The sequence below is a fragment of the Rhodococcus sp. YH3-3 genome (assembly GCF_001653035.1).
Classification (GTDB): domain Bacteria; phylum Actinomycetota; class Actinomycetes; order Mycobacteriales; family Mycobacteriaceae; genus Rhodococcus_F; species Rhodococcus_F qingshengii.
On the sequence record NZ_BCWH01000001.1, the window covers coordinates 2,014,693 to 2,032,642 of the forward strand.

At 62.2% G+C, this 17,950-nt stretch carries 15 protein-coding genes; 9 read left to right on the top strand and 6 right to left on the bottom strand.

Annotated elements, in window-relative coordinates; all coding sequences use genetic code 11:
• Positions 1-172: 172 nt before the first annotated feature.
• A complete protein-coding gene (gene groL, locus YH3_RS09425) occupies positions 173-1,798 on the top strand; it encodes a chaperonin GroEL (RefSeq protein ID WP_064443293.1) in 1,626 nt (541 codons plus the stop codon).
• 282 nt (positions 1,799-2,080) lie between these two features.
• The gene (locus tag YH3_RS09435) at positions 2,081-3,526 is read left to right on the top strand and encodes a wax ester/triacylglycerol synthase domain-containing protein (protein WP_064443295.1); all 1,446 of its coding nucleotides are present in this window, start codon (positions 2,081-2,083) and stop codon (positions 3,524-3,526) included.
• A gap of 271 nt (positions 3,527-3,797) precedes the next feature.
• Here the strand turns inward: YH3_RS09435 and YH3_RS09440 are convergent, their stop codons facing one another.
• The gene (locus YH3_RS09440; protein ID WP_003941534.1) at positions 3,798-4,001 is read right to left on the bottom strand and encodes a PspC domain-containing protein; all 204 of its coding nucleotides are present in this window, start codon (positions 3,999-4,001) and stop codon (positions 3,798-3,800) included.
• 145 nt (positions 4,002-4,146) lie between these two features.
• Between YH3_RS09440 and ppk2 the strand changes: the two genes are divergently transcribed.
• Complete coding sequence (ppk2, locus tag YH3_RS09445) at positions 4,147-5,061, top strand: polyphosphate kinase 2 (RefSeq protein WP_007733731.1); 915 nt, start codon at positions 4,147-4,149, stop codon at positions 5,059-5,061.
• A gap of 51 nt (positions 5,062-5,112) precedes the next feature.
• A complete protein-coding gene (locus YH3_RS09450; RefSeq protein WP_042450422.1) occupies positions 5,113-5,946 on the top strand; it encodes an alpha/beta fold hydrolase in 834 nt (277 codons plus the stop codon).
• A 4-nt stretch (positions 5,947-5,950) separates the two neighbouring features.
• On the opposite strand, the gene YH3_RS09455 is transcribed toward YH3_RS09450, so the two are convergent.
• The 3 genes from YH3_RS09455 to YH3_RS09465 all read right to left on the bottom strand — a co-directional run bounded on the left by YH3_RS09455 (position 5,951) and on the right by YH3_RS09465 (position 10,408).
• Positions 5,951-8,002 carry a prolyl oligopeptidase family protein gene (locus YH3_RS09455; protein WP_047268841.1) on the bottom strand — a complete coding sequence of 684 codons (2,052 nt, stop codon included), beginning with the start codon at positions 8,000-8,002 and terminating at the stop codon, positions 5,951-5,953.
• An 84-nt stretch (positions 8,003-8,086) separates the two neighbouring features.
• A complete protein-coding gene (locus YH3_RS09460; RefSeq protein ID WP_007733734.1) occupies positions 8,087-9,103 on the bottom strand; it encodes an alpha/beta hydrolase family protein in 1,017 nt (338 codons plus the stop codon).
• A gap of 255 nt (positions 9,104-9,358) precedes the next feature.
• Positions 9,359-10,408 carry an alpha/beta hydrolase family protein gene (locus tag YH3_RS09465; RefSeq protein ID WP_007733735.1) on the bottom strand — a complete coding sequence of 350 codons (1,050 nt, stop codon included), beginning with the start codon at positions 10,406-10,408 and terminating at the stop codon, positions 9,359-9,361.
• 233 nt (positions 10,409-10,641) lie between these two features.
• Here YH3_RS09465 and YH3_RS09470 point away from each other — a divergent pair, with 233 nt between their 5' ends.
• From YH3_RS09470 to YH3_RS09480, 3 genes are all read left to right on the top strand, one after another.
• A complete protein-coding gene (locus YH3_RS09470) occupies positions 10,642-11,628 on the top strand; it encodes a dipeptidase (protein WP_039973363.1) in 987 nt (328 codons plus the stop codon).
• A gap of 49 nt (positions 11,629-11,677) precedes the next feature.
• Positions 11,678-13,081 carry a dihydrolipoyl dehydrogenase gene (gene lpdA, locus YH3_RS09475; RefSeq protein ID WP_003941477.1) on the top strand — a complete coding sequence of 468 codons (1,404 nt, stop codon included), beginning with the start codon at positions 11,678-11,680 and terminating at the stop codon, positions 13,079-13,081.
• 183 nt (positions 13,082-13,264) lie between these two features.
• Positions 13,265-14,257 (top strand): iron-siderophore ABC transporter substrate-binding protein, encoded by a 993-nt coding sequence (locus YH3_RS09480; RefSeq protein WP_007735411.1) that lies wholly within the window; start codon positions 13,265-13,267, stop codon positions 14,255-14,257.
• On the opposite strand, the gene YH3_RS09485 is transcribed toward YH3_RS09480, so the two are convergent.
• Positions 14,233-14,682: a helix-turn-helix domain-containing protein gene (locus YH3_RS09485; RefSeq protein WP_007735410.1), complete on the bottom strand. Its 450-nt coding sequence runs from the start codon at positions 14,680-14,682 to the stop codon at positions 14,233-14,235. The genes YH3_RS09480 and YH3_RS09485 overlap by 25 nt on opposite strands.
• A 118-nt stretch (positions 14,683-14,800) precedes the next feature.
• On the opposite strand from YH3_RS09485, the gene YH3_RS09490 reads away from it, so the two are divergent.
• Complete coding sequence (locus YH3_RS09490; protein ID WP_054186868.1) at positions 14,801-15,652, top strand: SDR family oxidoreductase; 852 nt, start codon at positions 14,801-14,803, stop codon at positions 15,650-15,652.
• 52 nt (positions 15,653-15,704) lie between these two features.
• Here YH3_RS09490 and YH3_RS09495 read toward each other — a convergent pair whose 3' ends face one another.
• On the bottom strand, positions 15,705-17,306 hold the full coding sequence (locus YH3_RS09495) for an MFS transporter (protein ID WP_003941517.1): 1,602 nt from the start codon (positions 17,304-17,306) through the stop codon (positions 15,705-15,707).
• Positions 17,307-17,374: 68 nt separating this feature from the next.
• Between YH3_RS09495 and YH3_RS09500 the strand changes: the two genes are divergently transcribed.
• On the top strand, positions 17,375-17,950 hold the full coding sequence (locus YH3_RS09500) for a TetR family transcriptional regulator (RefSeq protein WP_003941498.1): 576 nt from the start codon (positions 17,375-17,377) through the stop codon (positions 17,948-17,950).

Consider the following 17,950-nt stretch of genomic DNA (forward strand, 5'->3'; position numbering starts at 1 on the left):
CCCCCGGTCGTCCGTCGCGGGCACTGACTAGACCACAGGCGTAGATGGGTGACCAGGCAAATCGGTCGCCCGTGTAATGAGGTGACCGGTCAAACGGTCGCCTTGTGCCGATGAGGTGACCCGACGAGCGGTCACCTTGTGTGTCACCCCCTATCCGGAGGATCACTTCGCAATGGCAAAGATCATCGCGTTCGACGAAGAGGCACGTCGTGGCCTCGAGCGAGGCCTCAACGCCCTCGCCGACGCTGTCAAGGTGACGTTGGGCCCCAAGGGTCGCAACGTCGTTCTCGAAAAGAAGTGGGGCGCCCCCACGATCACCAACGATGGTGTTTCCATCGCCAAGGAGATCGAACTCGACGACCCGTACGAGAAGATCGGCGCCGAGCTCGTCAAGGAGGTCGCCAAGAAGACTGACGACGTCGCTGGCGACGGCACCACCACCGCTACCGTTCTCGCACAGGCTCTGGTCCGTGAAGGTCTGCGCAACGTCGCAGCCGGCGCGAACCCGCTCGGCCTCAAGCGCGGCATCGAGAAGGCTGTCGAGGCTGTCACAGTTCGCCTGCTCGAGACCGCCAAGGAGATCGACACCAAGGAGCAGATCGCTGCTACCGCCGGTATTTCCGCCGGCGACCCGTCCATCGGTGAGCTCATCGCCGAGGCTATGGACAAGGTCGGCAAGGAAGGCGTCATCACGGTCGAGGAGTCCAACACCTTCGGCCTGCAGCTCGAACTCACCGAGGGCATGCGCTTCGACAAGGGCTACATCTCGGCGTACTTCGCCACCGATGCAGAGCGTCAGGAAGCCGTCCTCGAAGACGCGTACATCCTGCTCGTCAGCTCCAAGATCTCCACGGTCAAGGATCTGCTGCCCCTGCTGGAGAAGGTCATCCAGTCCGGCAAGCCGCTCCTGATCATCGCCGAGGACGTCGAGGGCGAAGCTCTCTCCACCCTCGTGGTCAACAAGATCCGTGGCACCTTCAAGTCTGTTGCCGTCAAGGCTCCCGGCTTCGGTGACCGTCGTAAGGCTCAGCTCGCCGACATCGCCATCCTCACCGGTGGCGAGGTCATCAGCGAAGAGGTCGGACTCTCCTTGGAGACCGCAGGCCTCGAGCTCCTCGGCCAGGCACGCAAGGTCGTCATCACCAAGGACGAGACCACCATCGTCGAGGGTGCCGGCGACGCCGACGCAATCGCCGGTCGTGTCAGCCAGATCCGCGCCGAGATCGAGAACAGCGACTCGGATTACGACCGTGAGAAGCTGCAGGAACGTCTGGCCAAGCTGGCCGGCGGCGTTGCAGTCATCAAGGCCGGCGCTGCTACCGAGGTCGAGCTCAAGGAGCGCAAGCACCGCATCGAAGATGCAGTGCGTAACGCAAAGGCAGCCGTCGAAGAGGGCATCGTCGCCGGTGGTGGCGTTGCACTTCTCCAGGCAGCTCCCGCACTGGACGACCTCAAGCTCGAAGGTGACGAGGCAACCGGCGCGAACATCGTTCGCGTTGCACTGTCCGCTCCGCTCAAGCAGATCGCATTCAACGCAGGCCTCGAGCCCGGCGTTGTTGCGGACAAGGTCTCCAACCTGCCCGCAGGTCACGGCCTCAACGCTGCGACCAACGAGTACGGCGACCTGCTCGCTGCAGGCATCAACGACCCGGTCAAGGTCACCCGCTCGGCACTGCAGAACGCAGCGTCCATCGCGGCTCTGTTCCTGACGACCGAAGCCGTTGTCGCTGACAAGCCCGAGAAGGCCGGAGCGCCTGCAGGCGATCCGACCGGCGGCATGGGCGGCATGGACTTCTGAGTCCATCTCCACCTAGCTCCTAGAGCCCGGGCCACCATTCGGTGGGCCGGGCTTTTGCTCGTGCGGGGGAGGCAAGTTTCCATGACTTGGCAGCGGCAGCCGCGATGCAGATTGCGGATTCACCTAACCAAGAGGTTGCCTCCTGATCGCTCGGAATCACAGGCACCTTTTCCGATTGCTGGATCCGGTGATACCCAACGATTCCGAGCAGAACCCAGAGGATCGGCATGTCAGCTCGCTACAATTCGGACATTCGTTCAGCGTCGGAATTGAGGGGCATGCATGATCTTTCGGAACTCGTTGCCAGCCGCGGTATCTCAGATGGGGCCGCGAGACGCGGAGTTCGTCTACAACGAGTCCGGCGGACATCTGAGCCACATGGTCTGCGCCTACTTCTTCGACACGACGGGCCATCCGCTCGCAGAGATGACGCACGACGACGCGGTTCGGTGGATCACCGAAAGATTCGGATACTGGCCACTGTTCACGAGTCGACTCCAGCGAGTTCCGCTGGATCTGGACTATCCCTATTGGGTCCCGGCCGATTTCGACGTCGATGATCACGTGCACGTCCATCGTGCCCCGGTTGCCGGGTGGGCGCCGATTCGTGAATTGCTCGGGCGCTCGCTCGGTGAGCCGATGGACTTGTCCCGGCCGCCCTGGGAGTTGCACGTCATGACCGGAGTGCACGGGATCGACGAGCTACCGGGCAATCTGACGCTGATCATGCTCAAGACCCACCACGGGGCCGGTGACGGTCTGGCGATCCGCGATCTGACCAACCTTCTGTTCTCCGGTCCGCCGAAGCCGGAGACGAAGCGTGCCGGTTCGGGGCTTTCGTCGCTGGATTTGATCGGGCGCACGGTCGTGGGTTTGCCCGGCCAGGCGATCCGTTTCGGCCGGGGTCTGTCCGTGACAAAGGTTGCGGCCGAGACGGTTCGGGAGGCGGAAGAGGCCGGAGAGCTGCCTACGTACTCGGCCGACCGCCTGCCGACCCGATTCAACGGCATGCTGGGCGGAGACATCACGATCGATTTCCTGACGCTGGACGGCGCAGACATCAAAGCGATCCGAGCGGCCATTTCGGACGTGACGGTCAACGACATCTTCCTGACCGTCGTCGCCGGCGCTCTCGACGCATACCTGTCGGAGAAGGGCGAGAAATCAGGCAGTGGGTTGGCGGCGATGGTTCCCCGATCGATGCGGCAGATCGCCGAATGGGAATCGGCCAACCAACTGGCGCTGTTGACGGTCGATCTGCACACGGACGTCGAAGATCCGGTCGAGCGGCTGACACGAATCAGGGATTCGGCGCTGATGGCAAAGGGGCGGAGTTTGCACCCAGCCGTCCGTCGATACGGCACACGCATCGAAACGTCGCCCGCGGCTCTGCTCAGACTCACCGGTCTCTCGCGTCGGATCAACAAGCTTGACCCTTCGCACAAGGTCATTCAGAACACGACGATCAGCAATGTCCCGGTATCGGTCGACGGCAATGTCTTCGAAGGTGCGCCGGCGGTGGCAGTTCTCGGCGGGCAGGCGCCGGTCGACGGAGACATTCTGCGCCACTTCCTCATTGCTGCGCGTGGAGGTTCTCTGACGCTCAATGTCATCGTCTCGCGAGAGACGATGCCGGATATCGAGCACTACATCGAATTATTGCGGGTGGGGTTCACGGCGCTTCTGCAGGCAGTTTCCGACCAAAATCGTGAGTTGGTCGAACGATAATCTCTCGACACCTCAGCTTTACGCCGCCTGTCGTTCCCTGAGTTTTCTGATCGGCGTCATTTGCTCGTCCCAAGTGAACCACTGAACATCTTGGTTGGGCAGCGTCAGTGGCCTGGCCGTCAAGGGTCTCGAGGCCCTCGCTGCGCTCAGCGGTGGAGAGTTGAAGGCCGCCAAGTAGATTGTCGATTTCGGGGCCTGCTCGTGTTGGCGCGTAGGCCCCGAAATACCTTTTGTCGGCGCGTAATTCTCGCCATGTCAAGTGCCGGAATTCTCAACCTAACGGCATGAGCATCCAGGCGGCGAGATATACCAAAGCCGCGGTTCCACCCGTGCAAATAGCCGCGATAACGGCGAGTAGACGGACAAGATTTACGTCGGCGCCGAAGTAATCTGCAATTCCGCCGCACACTCCGGCGAACATTTTCTTGTCGTTGGAACGGGTGAAGGGGCGAGGTGTGTTGCTTTCGAATGTCATGCTTCAATTCTGAAGCGAGATCGCATCAGGCACCATCGGGGACGACCCCCATCTGCACCCTGATCTTTTGAGCCCGTCGTGTCATACCCCGGTAGTTCATCCCAGCTTCACCGAACGGTTGCTGCGGGAGACTACCTTGTCGGCGGTGACCGATTTAGCAGAACGCCGACCGTTCCTCAGCGCCTTCGCGGATCTCTCGACCGCCGTCGATCTGGCCGACACCGCCGCCTTCACCGTCGACGACAATGACGACGACGATCCGGTGCTGCTGACGTCGCCGGACGGTTTCGAGGTCGACACCTGGCGGGAGGGCTACCCGTACGACGCACGGATGCCTCGGGACGAGTACGAAATGTCCAAGCGTCTGCTGCAGATCGAACTCCTCAAGCTGCAGAACTGGTCGAAAGAAACCGGCGCACGGCACGCCATCGTGTTCGAAGGACGCGACGCTGCCGGTAAGGGCGGAACGATCAAACGATTCATGGAGCACCTCAATCCTCGTGGCGCTCGCGTCGTCGCGCTGGAGAAGCCGTCGGCTCGCGAGTCGACGCAGTGGTACTTCCAGCGCTACGTGCAGCACCTTCCCGCCGCCGGGGAACTGGTGATGTTCGATCGATCTTGGTACAACCGGGCCGGGGTCGAGCGGGTCATGGGTTTCTGCACCGACGAGGAGCATGAGCGATTTCTGCGCCAGGTGCCGTTGTTCGAGCAGATGCTCGTCGACGACGGCATCAGCTTGATCAAGTTCTGGTTCTCGGTTTCACCGCTGGAGCAGCGCACGCGGTTCGCGATCAGACAGGTCGATCCCGTGCGGCAGTGGAAGCTTTCGCCGATGGACATCGCTTCTCTGGACAAGTGGGATGCGTACACGGCGGCGAAGGAAGAGATGATCCGGTTCACCGATACCGCCACCGCTCCGTGGACCGTCATCAAGAGCAACGACAAGAAACGCGCGCGGATAAACGCGATGCGTCACGTGCTCAGTCAGTTCGATTACGACAACAAGGATTACGAGATCGTGGGTACTCCGGATCCGCTGATCGTGGGCAGCCTCGAATAGTCGGCGCGTGTGCTCTGCCCATCCGCGGCGTGGGTGGTTAGTGTGAGTTGAATGGAGACCGTACCGATCCAACTCCCCGACGGCACCGTGACCCCGATCCGTCTGTTTCCCGGACCGAACGACGACGCACCCGTGGTGGTGATGTTGCCCGGGCTCGGAGTTCCCGCCGGGTTCTACGATCCGGTGGCGCAGGCCCTGGTCGAAGCCGGCTTCAACGCGGCCATCGGTGAACTGCGCGGCCAAGGTGACAGCAAACCGCGCCCGAGCGCGTCGAGTGCTTTCGGATATCAGGAACTGGTCTCGATCGATTGTCCGGCGACGTTCGAGGTAGTGCGCGAGCGGTTCCCGGCCAGCACACCATTTCTGATGGGGCACAGCATGGGCGGCCAGATCGGGGTGATGTACGCGTCGAGGATTCGGGGCCGGCTCGGCGGACTGATCCTGGTTGCCTCCGGATCGCCGTATCACCGCGGATTCCCCGGAATCCGTGCGCCCGGACTCTATCTGGGTTCGTCCGCGATGTCGGTGACAGCCAACATTGCCGGCTTCTGGCCGGGAGACCGGGTCAACGTCGGCGGCTTCGGTCGACAGTCGAAAGTACTGATCACCGATTGGGCCCGGTTCGCCAGGACCGGTCGCATGGAACCCGTCGGTGCGGATATCGACTACGAGGAGCGGATCGCTCGCCTGACCTTGCCGGTTCTGTCGATCACGATCGAAGGGGACGATCTCGCTCCACGCCGGTCGGCAAAGAACCTGGTGGACAAGCTCTCCGGGGCCCAAGTGACGATGACGCACATCGACGAACCACTCGGTCACAACGGTTGGATACGCAATCCCACCGCTGTGAGCGAGCGCGTCGTCGCGTGGTTGCGCGACCGCTGAAAGATCAGGCGAGTTTCTGCCAGAGGAACTCGTAGGTCAGCGCAGTCTTGAAGGCCAGCTGAGCATTGTCCGCGGCGCCGCCGTGGCCACCCTCGATGTTCTCGAAATACAGCACCGGCTTGCCCAGCTCTTCCAGCCGTGCGGCCATCTTGCGGGCATGCGCGGGGTGGACGCGGTCGTCGCGGGTGGACGTCGCGATCAGGATCGGTGGGTACGACGCGGCGGCGTCGATGTTCTGATACGGCGAGTACTCCGAGATGAATGCCCACTCCTCCGGGACATCGGGGTCACCGTATTCGGCCATCCACGAAGCGCCGGCCAGCAGGAGATGGAATCGGCGCATGTCCAGCAGCGGGACCTGACAGACGATGGCGCCGAAGAGCTCGGGGTACTTGGTCAGCATGATGCCCATCAGCAGGCCACCGTTGCTACCGCCCTGAGCTGCCAGAAGATCCGGGGTCGTGATTCCGCGATCGACGAGGTCTCTCGCGACGGCAGCGAAGTCTTCGTGCACCTTGTGGCGCCCGGCCTTGAGAACCTGTGTGTGCCAACCGGGTCCGTACTCGCCGCCACCACGAATGTTCGCAACCACATAGGTTCCGCCCTGCGTCAGCCAGGCACGGCCCAGAGAACCGCTGTACGACGGTGTCAGCGAGATCTCGAATCCGCCGTACCCGTAGAGCAGGGTAGGGCCGGGCTCGCTACGCGGACTGCGCACCACGAAGTACGGAACTTGGGTGCCGTCGGCAGAGGTGGCGAAGAACTGCTCCGTGGTGATGCCCTCGGCGTCGAAGAACGAGGGAGCCTGCTTGAGGGCAGTGGGTTCGGTTTCGCCGATCACGCCGTGCAAAAGAGTTGCAGGGGAGGTGTATCCACTCGAATTGACGAAGTACTCGTTGCTGACATCAGGGTCGGTGTCGAGAATTTCGATACTGGTCAGTTCTGGAAGCCCTTCGAAAGGTCGATCCTCCCAGCCGTTTTCGCCCGGCGTCAGGATTCGCAGCGTCGTGCGCACGTCGGTCAGGACCACCAGAATCAGATGATCGCGTGTCCAGGTGTAGTGCTCGAGCGAGGAATGTGCGTCGGGTTCGAAGATCGATGTCAGTGCTCGTGAGCCGGCAAGGAAATCGTCGTAACGGATGGCAAGCAGTGCGCCGGTCGGATATTCGGTGTCCTCGACGGCCCACACGGACTTGGTGCGGATCAACAACCACTCGTGGTGAATCGAGATCCCGGCGTCCTCGGGGACGTCCACGAGCACCAGTTCACCGTCGGGGCGAACTTCGAAATGCTGAGAGTTGTAGAAATCGACCGAGCGAGTGACGAAGTCTCGTTCGAATCCGGGCGTCGGATCGTGCGAAGCCGAGATCGCCACGTCCGTGGCCTGGCCCTCGTAGACGGTCTCGGCGCTGGAGAGGGGAGTGCCGCGCTTCCACCGCTGGGCCAGACGGGGATATCCGGAATCGGTGAGCGACCCCGGTCCGATATCCGTTCCGACGTAGACGGTATCGATGTCGATCCAGTCGATGTCGGTCTTGGCCTCGGGAAGGTAGAAGCCGGGATTCTCGCCCTCGGGAGCGAGGAACTCGCGCTTGTCGATGTCGAACTCGCGAACGACCGCCGCGTCTGCCCCGCCGCGGGAGAGGCTGATCAATGCACGGTTGCGGTGTGGCCGTAGAAGTTGCGTGCCCTTCCAGACCCAGTTCTCGCCCTCGGCCTCGGCCAGGGCGTCGAGGTCGACCAGGACGTCCCATTCCGGGTCGTCGGTGACGTACTGATCGAACGTCGTGCGTCGCCACAATCCGCGAACGTGGGTGCTGTCGCGCCAGAAGTTGTAGAGGAACTCACCTCGACGGCGGACGTAGGGGATTCGCGCGTCGGTATCGAGGATCTCGCGCACGTCGCTCTGTAGTCGATCGAAGCGCTCGTTGTCGGTGAGCTGCTCCTCGGTCACGGCATTGTGCTGACGGACCCAATCGAGTGCAGACTCACCGGTCACGTCTTCGAGCCAGAGGTAGGGGTCGTCGCCGGTGGTGGGCTGCTGATCGGAAGTCATACGTCCATTCTTACTGCTCGCTCCCGACAGCACTCGACCCCGCTCCCGAAACACTGGAGCGGGGTCGAGTGAGAACGAATCGGGTCAGACGCCCAGGGAGTGAGCGAGCATCGGCCAGGAGTTGTGGAGATCGTCCTGCCAGTAGCCCCACGAGTGGGTGCCGGTCGGCTTGAAGTCGAAGGTGGCCGGGATCTTCAGGTCGCTCAGGCGGTAGGCGAGGTTGTGGGTGCAGTAGTTGACCGCTGCCTCGATGACGCCGCCGACGATTGCCTGGTTGGCGAGCGCACCGACCTGACCGTTGATCGCGGGATTGGCGAGAGTGTCGTGTGGGCCGGGGAGTCCCGAGCCGGTGGAGACGTAGAGTTCGGTGCCGCGGAGCTTCTCGGCGTTGAGGACCGGATCGTTGTCCTTCCATCCCTGACCGTCGAGCGGGCCCCACATGTTGGTGATGTCAGCTCCACCGCGGGTACCTGTGACAAGTTCGATCGCACTCTGACCGACGGGGGTGCTGGTCTCAGCGCATCCGCTGTACGCCCCGACGCCCTTGTAGAGGCCGGGAGCCGCGATGGCGAGGTTGAGGACCGAGGTCGCGGTCATGGAGATCGCGGAGATCGACTGGACCTTGTTGGTGTTGAACTCGGCGTCGATGACGGGCGGGAGTTCCTTGGTCAGGAACGTCTGCCACTTCTGGCGACCGAGAACCGGATCGTCGTTCACCCAGTCGGTGTAATAGCTGAACGCGCCTTCGAGTGGAGTGACGACGTTGACGTTCTTGTCCTGGAAGAAGTTCATGACGTCGGTCTTGCGTTGCCAGGTCGCCGAGTCTTCGCCGCCGCCTGCACCGTTGAGCAGGTAGAGCGTCGGGCGGGGTTCGCTGTTGTCTGCGGGGAGGATGACCTCGAGCGGGATGTTGCGATCCATCGCCGGGGAGAAGACCGAGATGGTGACCTTGCGGTCGCCGGTCTTGGTGTTGCTCACGACGTGCGATCCGGACGTGTCACCGCCCGCAGAAGCTGTCGCCGGACTGATCAGCATCGGCAGCACCGTGGCCACTGCGAGAGCTGCGATCACACTGCCACGCTTGAAAATTCGAGCACGCATACGTTCGGATCCTCCACCTGAATGTCTTCGGATCCGGAACGGATCGAAGTGCCTGTGAGCCCTTACTGGAACAGGTTCACTTTTTGTTATGTGTCAGTAAAGCAGAGCGGGCGCAGAAAGTGACGCGATTCGATTGCCTGACAATTGAATTGGCCCCGGAATTAACCCCCGAATTAACCCCCGAATCGGCCCAGACAAGCACTCGACCCCGCTCCCGGAAGTGCAGGGAGCGGGGTCGAGTCGGAACGATTTCGGTCAGATGCCCATCGAACGAGCGAGCATCGGCCAGGAGTTGTGGAGATCGTCTTCCCAGTAGCCCCACGAGTGGGTGCCGGTCGGCTTGAAGTCGAAGGTGGCCGGGATCTTGAGATCGTTGAGGCGGTAGGCGAGGTTGTGGGTGCAGTAGTTGACTGCTGCCTCGATGACGCCGCCGACGATCACCTGGTTGGCGAGTGTGCCGACCTGTCCGTTGATCGCCTCGTTGTTCAGGGTGTCGTGCGGGCCGGGGAGTCCGGAGCCGGTGGAGATGAAGAGCTCGGTGCCGCGGAGCTTCTCGGCGTTGACGACGGGGTCGTTGTCGATCCAGCCCTGGCCGTCGAGGGGGCCCCACATGTTGGTCACGTCAGCGTCGCCGCGCATGCCCACAACCAGTTCGATGGAGGACTGGCCGACCGGTGTGCTCGTCTCGGCGCATCCGCTGTATGCACCGACGCCCTTGTAGAGGCCCGGAGCTGCGATGGCGAGGTTGAGGACCGAGGTCGCGGTCATCGAGATCGCGGAGATCGACTGGACGCCGTTGGTGTTGAACTCGGCGTCGATGACGGGCGGGAGTTCCTGGGTCAGGAACGTCTGCCACTTCTGACGGCCGAGGGACGGGTCGTCGTTCACCCAGTCGGTGTAGTAGCTGAATGCACCTTCGAGCGGGGTGACGACGTTGACGTTCTTGTCAGCGAAGAACTCGTTGACGTCGGTCTGACGCTGCCACGTCGCCCGGTCTTCGCCGCCGCCTGCACCGTTGAGCAGGTAGAGGGTCGGGCGGGGTTCGCTGCCGTCTGCCGGGAGGATGACCTCGAGCGGAATATCGCGTTCCATGGAAGGGGAGTACACCTTGATGGTGGCGATGCGCCCGTTGTCCGTGCGGCTCGAGAGCTTGGAACCCGTTGTGTTTGCCTTGGCAACAGTTGCCGTGGTGGTCGACGGATCTCCGCCTGCGGACGACACTGCAGGGCTGATCAGCATCGGCAGCACGGATACTGCGGCTACAGCGGCGACCAGACGGCCACGCTTGAAAGTGCGAGCACGCATACGTTCAGAAACCTCCACCTAAAATTCCTTCGAATCCGCCCAGGAGTGAACGGTCCTTTGTTGCTGTTCCCGTACGGGAATTCATGCTGGGTACATGCTCTGTCGATAGGTACAGGGCGTGTGAGTCTTGTAAGTTCTACCGCATCGGTGCGTTATCCGCCAGTGAACCAGTGATTTGCTGAACGTACGACCAGTTTCAGGTGAATTTCCCTGATCATCGACGGGATTAGTGAGTGAACCGGACATATCCACTATGGGAACAACATTGTTGCCTACCTCTGCAGTCGAACGCGTCTGTCGAAGATCTTCTCCGATATCAGCGCCCAGCGGGGAGTTACGTTTCGGTGAACGTCGGTTACTCGCCGCAGACTCGCGCGGACTCGACGGCAATCGCCAAGAGTTTCGCGTGGCAGGCGCGGGTCGAGTTCCCGGAGATCACCCCTGTCTTCAGCGTCGACGGCGTCGTGGAGATTCAGGAGTCCGGCGGAATCGCCCTGGCCTTCGACCTGGAAGACTCGAATCCGCTGGAGGGAGACCTGGCCAACGTCTCGTACTTCTGCGACCTCGGAGTCCGCTCGATGTTGCCGACGTACAACTACATGAATGCTGCCGGCTGTGGCTGCTTGGACCTGGCGGACACGGGGTTGAGTGGATACGGCCGTGACCTGGTTGCCGAGATGAATCGCGTCGGAATGACGGTCGACGGCTCACATTGTTCGGTACAGACGGGGTTGGACATCTCAGCTATCACCCAGCGAGCAATGATCTACAGCCACTCGAATCTCCGAAGGTTGTGGGAGCATCCGCGCAACATCACCGACGATCAGGCCAGGGCGTGTGCGGAGACCGGCGGCGTCATCGGGATCAACGGCGTCGGCATATTCCTCGGCGTCAACGGACCGGATGACGACCAGGCTCGGCTGTCCGCGATGGCCGACCACATCGAAGAGGCTGTGGGACTCGTCGGCATCGATCATGTCGGGATCGGCTCCGACTTCTCCTTCGACGCCGACGACTTCCGCGAAGAGATCGAGCAGAACCCGTCGTCGTTCTCCGAGGCGTACACCGCGTGGGGGCCACTGCAGTGGACTCCTCCGGAGGAGGTGCTGACACTTGATCAGGTATTGCGTGAGCGGGGCTTCGACGAGCCGTCGATCGAGGCCGTGTACGGCGGAAATTTCGCCCGAGTTGCCCGAGAAGTGTGGGCTACCGACGGGTAATACGACCATCTGGGGACAGCGAAACGATGCAGGACTACCCTGGTGAATCGTGACCTCACACTATGACGTCGTTGTCCTCGGAGCCGGCCCCGGTGGGTACGTCGCTGCTATCCGCGCGGCACAACTGGGCCTGAGCACCGCCATCATCGAGCAGAAGTACTGGGGCGGTGTATGCCTGAATGTCGGCTGCATTCCGTCCAAGGCGCTTCTCCGTAACGCCGAACTCGCGCACATCTTCACGAAAGAAGCGAAGACGTTCGGCATGTCCGGAGACGTGTCCTTCGATTTCGGCTCCGCTTTCGATCGCAGCCGCAAGGTCGCGGACGGGCGAGTCAAGGGCATTCACTTCTTGATGAAGAAGAACAAGATCCCGGAGTACGACGGCAAGGGCACGTTCGTCGACGCCAACACCATCAGCGTGGAGCTGAGCAAGGGTGGCACCGAGACGATCACGTTCGACAACGCGATCATCGCGACCGGTTCGTACACCAAGCTGCTGCCCGGCACCTCGCTGAGCGAGAACGTCGTGACCTACGAAGAGCAGATCCTCACCCGTGACCTTCCGGGTTCGATCCTCATCGTCGGTGCCGGCGCGATCGGCATGGAGTTCGGTTACGTCCTCAAGAACTACGGCGTCGACGTCACGATCGTCGAGTTCCTCGATCGGGCACTGCCCAACGAGGACGCCGACGTCTCGAAGGAAATCGCCAAGCAGTACAAGAAGCTCGGCGTCACCATCAAGACCGGTGCCGCTGTGCAGTCCATCAGCGACGACGGCAGCAAGGTCACCGTCTCGATCAAGGACAACAAGTCCGGCGAGATCGAGACCGTGGTCGTCGACAAGGTTCTGCAGTCCGTCGGCTTCGCACCGCGCGTGGAGGGCTTCGGTCTCGAGAACACCGGGGTCGCGTTGACCGATCGCGGCGCCATCGCGATCGACGACTACATGCGCACCAACGTCCCGCACATCTTCGCCATCGGTGACGTCACCGCCAAACTGCAGCTCGCGCACGTCGCAGAAGCTCAGGCTGTCGTCGCTGCCGAGACCATCGGCGGCGCGGAGACACAGACACTCGGTGACTACCGGATGATGCCGCGTGCGACGTTCTGCCAGCCGCAGGTCGCCTCGTTCGGTTTGACCGAGGAGCAGGCCAAGGCCGAGGGCTACGACGTCAAGGTCGCGAACTTCCCGTTCGCTGCCAACGGCAAGGCACACGGTCTCGGTGACCCGACCGGTTTCGTCAAGCTGATCGCCGACAAGAAGTACGGCGAACTGCTCGGCGGGCACCTCATCGGACCGGACGTTTCGGAACTGCTGCCCGAGCTGACCTTGGCCCAGAAGTGGGACCTCACGGTCAACGAGTTGGCACGCAACGTCCACACCCACCCCACACTCAGTGAGGCACTGCAGGAAGCGATCCACGGCCTCGCAGGCCACATGATCAACTTCTGACGGCAGGGCCTTCGGCCCCGTGCGCCTTTTCGGTAGTTCGCACTACCGGAAAGGCACACGGGGTTTTTCGTCTTTTGTGTCGAGTTGTGTTGCGAAACCGCCATCTGAGGCCTTCGAGTCGGGGTGTAGGCGCGCAACGCATTAGCGTCCCGAGTCGACCATTCGGCTTTCGAAGGACCACTCATGAAAACTCGTTCCGTACTGCTCGCGGCTTGCGTCGCGCTGACGCTCTCCGCCTGTGGAACCTCAGGTGACTCCGGATCGGACGCCGAAGCTTCGGGTGCCGCCGAGGCGGGGGCGTTCCCCGTGACCGTCGACCACGCCTACGGTTCGACGACGATCGACGCGGAGCCTATGCGCATCGTGACCATCGGATGGAGTGGCCAGGATGCGGTGATCGCACTGAACAAGGTTCCGGTCGCCATGGAGAGCTTCTCCGGCGACGGCATCGAGAACAACATCCTGCCCTGGGACGCTTCGCGTCTGAACGGTGCCAAGCCCGTTCTCATGACGACCAATCCCGATATCCCGTTCGAGCAGATCCTCGGGCTCGATCCCGACGTGATCCTCGCCGTCTACTCCGGCATCGACGAGGGCGAGTACAAGCGTCTCAGTGACATCGCGCCGACCGTCGCGTTCCCCGACCAGCCGTGGGATACGGCGTGGGACAAGCAGATGAGCATGATCGGTGCAGCGCTCGGACAGCCGGAGCAGGCTCAGACGCTGATCGACGAGACCGGGGCGTACTTCGAGAAGCAGGCCGCTGATCACCCACAGTTCCAGGGCAAAACCGCAACGTATGCAATGCGCACCGACGAGGGCCTGATCGTCTTCTGCGGCACCGACCCGCGGATCCGTCTTCTCGGCCAGCTCGGGGTGAAGACCACGCCCGGTGTCGACGCAGTGTGCACTTCCGGCGACAGTTCGGTGTCCGTGGGCATGGAATCCATCGACACACTCGACGCCGACGTCTTCATTCTCGTCGACGCCGACGGCACCAACCTGGACAAGCTCATGTCCTTCGGTCCGTTCGCGAACATGACCTCGGTGTCGAACGGCCGTCTGGTTCGTCTGGTCGGAATGGACTACGCGATGGCTACGTCCGCTCCGACGGTGCTGAGCGTTCCCTACGCATTCGACGAGTTCATCGCTCAGCTCTCGGACAAGTTGAGCTGATTCCGGGCGTCGTACGACGCTTGTGACGCAACGATTTTCGGCACCTGCGATTCGAGTAGTTCGATCAGGGCCGTGATCTTTGCGGCGACGTCGGCGCCGAGTTCGGTCAGGCTGTATTCCACTTTGGGCGGGATGGTTTCGAGTACCTCACGGTGCACGAGGCCATCCCGCTCGAGTGTTTGCAGGGTCTGTGAGAGCATGCGCTCGCTGACTCCGTCGACGCGTCGGCGCAGTGCACTGAACCGGTACGGGCCCTCGTTCAATGCCGCCAGCGCGAGTGCGCCCCAGCGTCCGGTTGCATTCTGCAATGCCGCCCGAGAGTTGCACCCGCGAGCGAAGACGTCAGCCTCGAGCGTTGGGTCCACGACGTCGGCATTCGGATCAGGGGTCTGGGCAGCACGTGAAGGTGAGTCGGTGCTGGTCATGAACCCAGGCTACTACTGCACGATCCCATAGCGCTAACTCGACGTGTTGCACTTACGAAAAATAAGTGCATGATGGTTGGAGAACGCATTTACGCTTCAACCTGGATCGGGAGTTCGCATGAGCATTGCAGTCACCGGCGCAACCGGAAACCTCGGACAACTGGTAGTCGAGTCGTTGATCGAGCGGGGAACCGCCGCGTCCGACATCGTCGCAGTGGTCCGCAATCCACAGAAGGCGGAAAGCCTCGCCGCCCGCGGAGTAGTTGTACGTCAAGCGGACTATGCCGATGCCTCGGCGTTGGAAACCGCATTGGCGGGCGTCGACAAGCTGGTGCTGATCTCGGGAAGTGAAGTGGGGTCACGGCTCGCGCAACACACCAACATCATCGACGCGGCGAAGGCTGCCGGCGTCGGATTCATCGCCTACACGAGCATCTTGAATGCTCAGGACACGCCGATGAAGCTTGCTGCCGAGCACAAGGCGACCGAGGACGTGCTCACTCGGAGCGGTATTCCGTTCGCGCTGTTGCGCAACGGTTGGTACTGGGAGAACTTCACCAACGACCTTGCCGGTGTGATCGAACGCGGCGCACTGGTCGGTGCGGGAGCGGAAGGCAAGATCGCGGCTGCGGCGCGTGCGGATTACGCCGACGCCGCAGCAGTAGTCGCGACCACCGATGGTCACGAAGGTGCAGTGTACGAGTTGGGCGGTGACGAGAGGCTCACCTATGCCGAATTGGCCGAGAAGATCAGCGAGTTTGCCGGCAAGCCCGTCGCGTACCAGTTCGTGGACGAGCAGGCATACGAAGGCATTCTCGAGAGCGTCGGACTGCCTGCACCGGTTGCGCAGATCCTCGCCGATTCCGATGCTGCAATTGCCAAGGGGGCATTGGACACCGAGTCGGGTGACCTGCAGAAGTTGATCGGCCGCAGCAGCACTCCGGTGACTGAGGTGTTGAGGAAGGCCTGACCTGCTGTGCGCCTTTATTAACCGCGGGCGGTTAATAAAGGCGCACAGGGGGTTACCCCATGTGGACTGCACCCTCGGCGGGCAGATCACCCTTCTTGGCGCGGACCAGCACCAGCACTACCGGTGCGATGATCGCCAACAGGATTGCCGCCCAACCGAATGCGGCCGAGTATCCGGATACCTCGGCGCCGAAGAAGTAGTCCGTCATCGAGGCGACGAAGTCCTGCACCGGCTGGGGGAGTAGCGCCAATTGGTCACCAGTCGGGATGGTCGCGTTCGACATGTCGACAGGAATGCCTTCCGGCGGGATCGGCGCCGCGTTGTCGGCGGTGAAGGCCGACTTTGCCGAAGCGTAGATCGTGGTGAACAGTGCGGTTCCGAGTGCGCCGCCGATCTGCAGGGTGGCGTTGACCAGGGCACTGGCAGCGCCGGCGTCGTGGTCGGGGACACCGATCAGTGCGAGGTTCTGCATCGGCACCATCAGCAGACCGAGTCCGAAGCCGAAGATGGCGAGGCCGGGGAACACGTGCGTCCAGTAGGAGCTGTGTACCTCGATCTGGGTCAGCATGAGCAGTCCTACCGCTGCCACCAGCGGGCCGGCGACCATGAGCGGCTTGGGGCCGATCTTGGTGGACAACTGCGCTGCGATGGTCGACGCCAAGACGATGAAAAATGCCATCGGCAGCGATCCGACGCCGGCCATGACCGGGCTGAATCCGAGCACGATCTGCAGGTAGAACGTCAGGTACAACGTGCCGCCGAGCAGGGCGGCGCCCACCAGCATGGAGCCGATCAGAGCAGCGCCGCGATCACGATGCCACGGAACGCTCAGCGGTAGAAGCGGATTCTTGCTGCGGCTCTCGACGACCACGAAGATCGCGAGGAAGACCAGACCCAGTGCGATGAACAGCAAAGTGTCCGCCTGACCCCAGCCGTGCTCGGCGCGTGTGAATCCGTAGACCAGTGAGCCGAGCCCCAGGGCGATGAGGACAGCGCCGGGAAGGTCGTAGCTCGTGTCGCCGTGCGCTTTGGTTTCCTTGACGATCGGGACGGCCGCAGCGATGGCGATCAGCGCGATCGGGATGTTGACGAGCAGGCACCAGCGCCAGTCGACGTACTGCGTCAGCACTCCACCGAGGAGAAGGCCGATAGCAGCGCCACCGCCGGAGATCGCGCCGTAGACGGCAAAAGCCTTGGCGCGCTCCTTCTCTCCGATGAAGGTGGTGGTGAGCATCGACAGCGCGGCGGGCGCGAGCAGTGCTGCGAAGACGCCCTGGCCGGCGCGAGCGATGAACAGTTCGATACCGCTCTGCGCGATGCCGCCGATGCCGGAGGCAACCGCGAAGCCCGCCATGCCGACGATGAAGGATCGCTTTCGGCCCCAGTAGTCCGCGATACGTCCGCCGAGGAGCAGCAGCGCACCGAACGCCAAGGCGTACGACGTGACCACCCACGCGCGGTCAAGGTCGCTTATGCCCAGTTCCTCCTGGGCTGCCGGTAGGGCGATGGAGACGATGGTGCCGTCGAGCACCACCATGAGTTGAGCGAACGCGACGATGCAGAGCACCAGCCAGCGACGTTGATGATTCGGATTCTCGGAGACAGCCGGGATCGGTGGCAGAGTGCCGCCGTCGACGTGGGACGTGGTGGTCATTGGAAAAAGGTATTCCAGCCTTCTCGGGTGAGTCAAACGAAATAGTTCGTTCGGTTACCATCATCACTATGGCTCCCACTGACGTGACCGCGACGAAACAGCGAATCCTCGACGCTGCGCAAGAAGAATTCGGCACCTACGGGCTTGCCGGTGCGCGCATCGATCGGATTGCGAAGAACGGAAACGCCAGTAAGGAGCGCCTCTACGCCTATTTCGGTGACAAGGTCGCGTTGTTCCACGCGGTGCTCGACGTCGACTTCGAGCAGGCGATGGAATCCGTCGAGTTCACCGGTGAAGACATGCCCGCGCATGCCGTCGAACTGTTCGACGCAATGCTCGGCAAACCACAGATTCAACGGATGATGATCTGGGGTCAATTGCAGGGTGAGGCACCACGGATGAAGAAGCTGGCCGAGGAACATTCCAGCTGGGTTCCGCGAATGGCCACGATCCGCAAGGCTCAAGAAGACGGCCTCATCTCGAAGCACTGGGACCCCCAGGACCTGATCACGATGCTGTTCGGCCTCGTGTTCGGCTGGGTGGTGGCCCCCGGTGTGGCCGACAACCAGAACGTCGACGCCGACGAGATCGCGCGCCGCCGTGAAGTGGTGCGCGAGGCCGTCACTCGAATCTGCAAGCCGTGA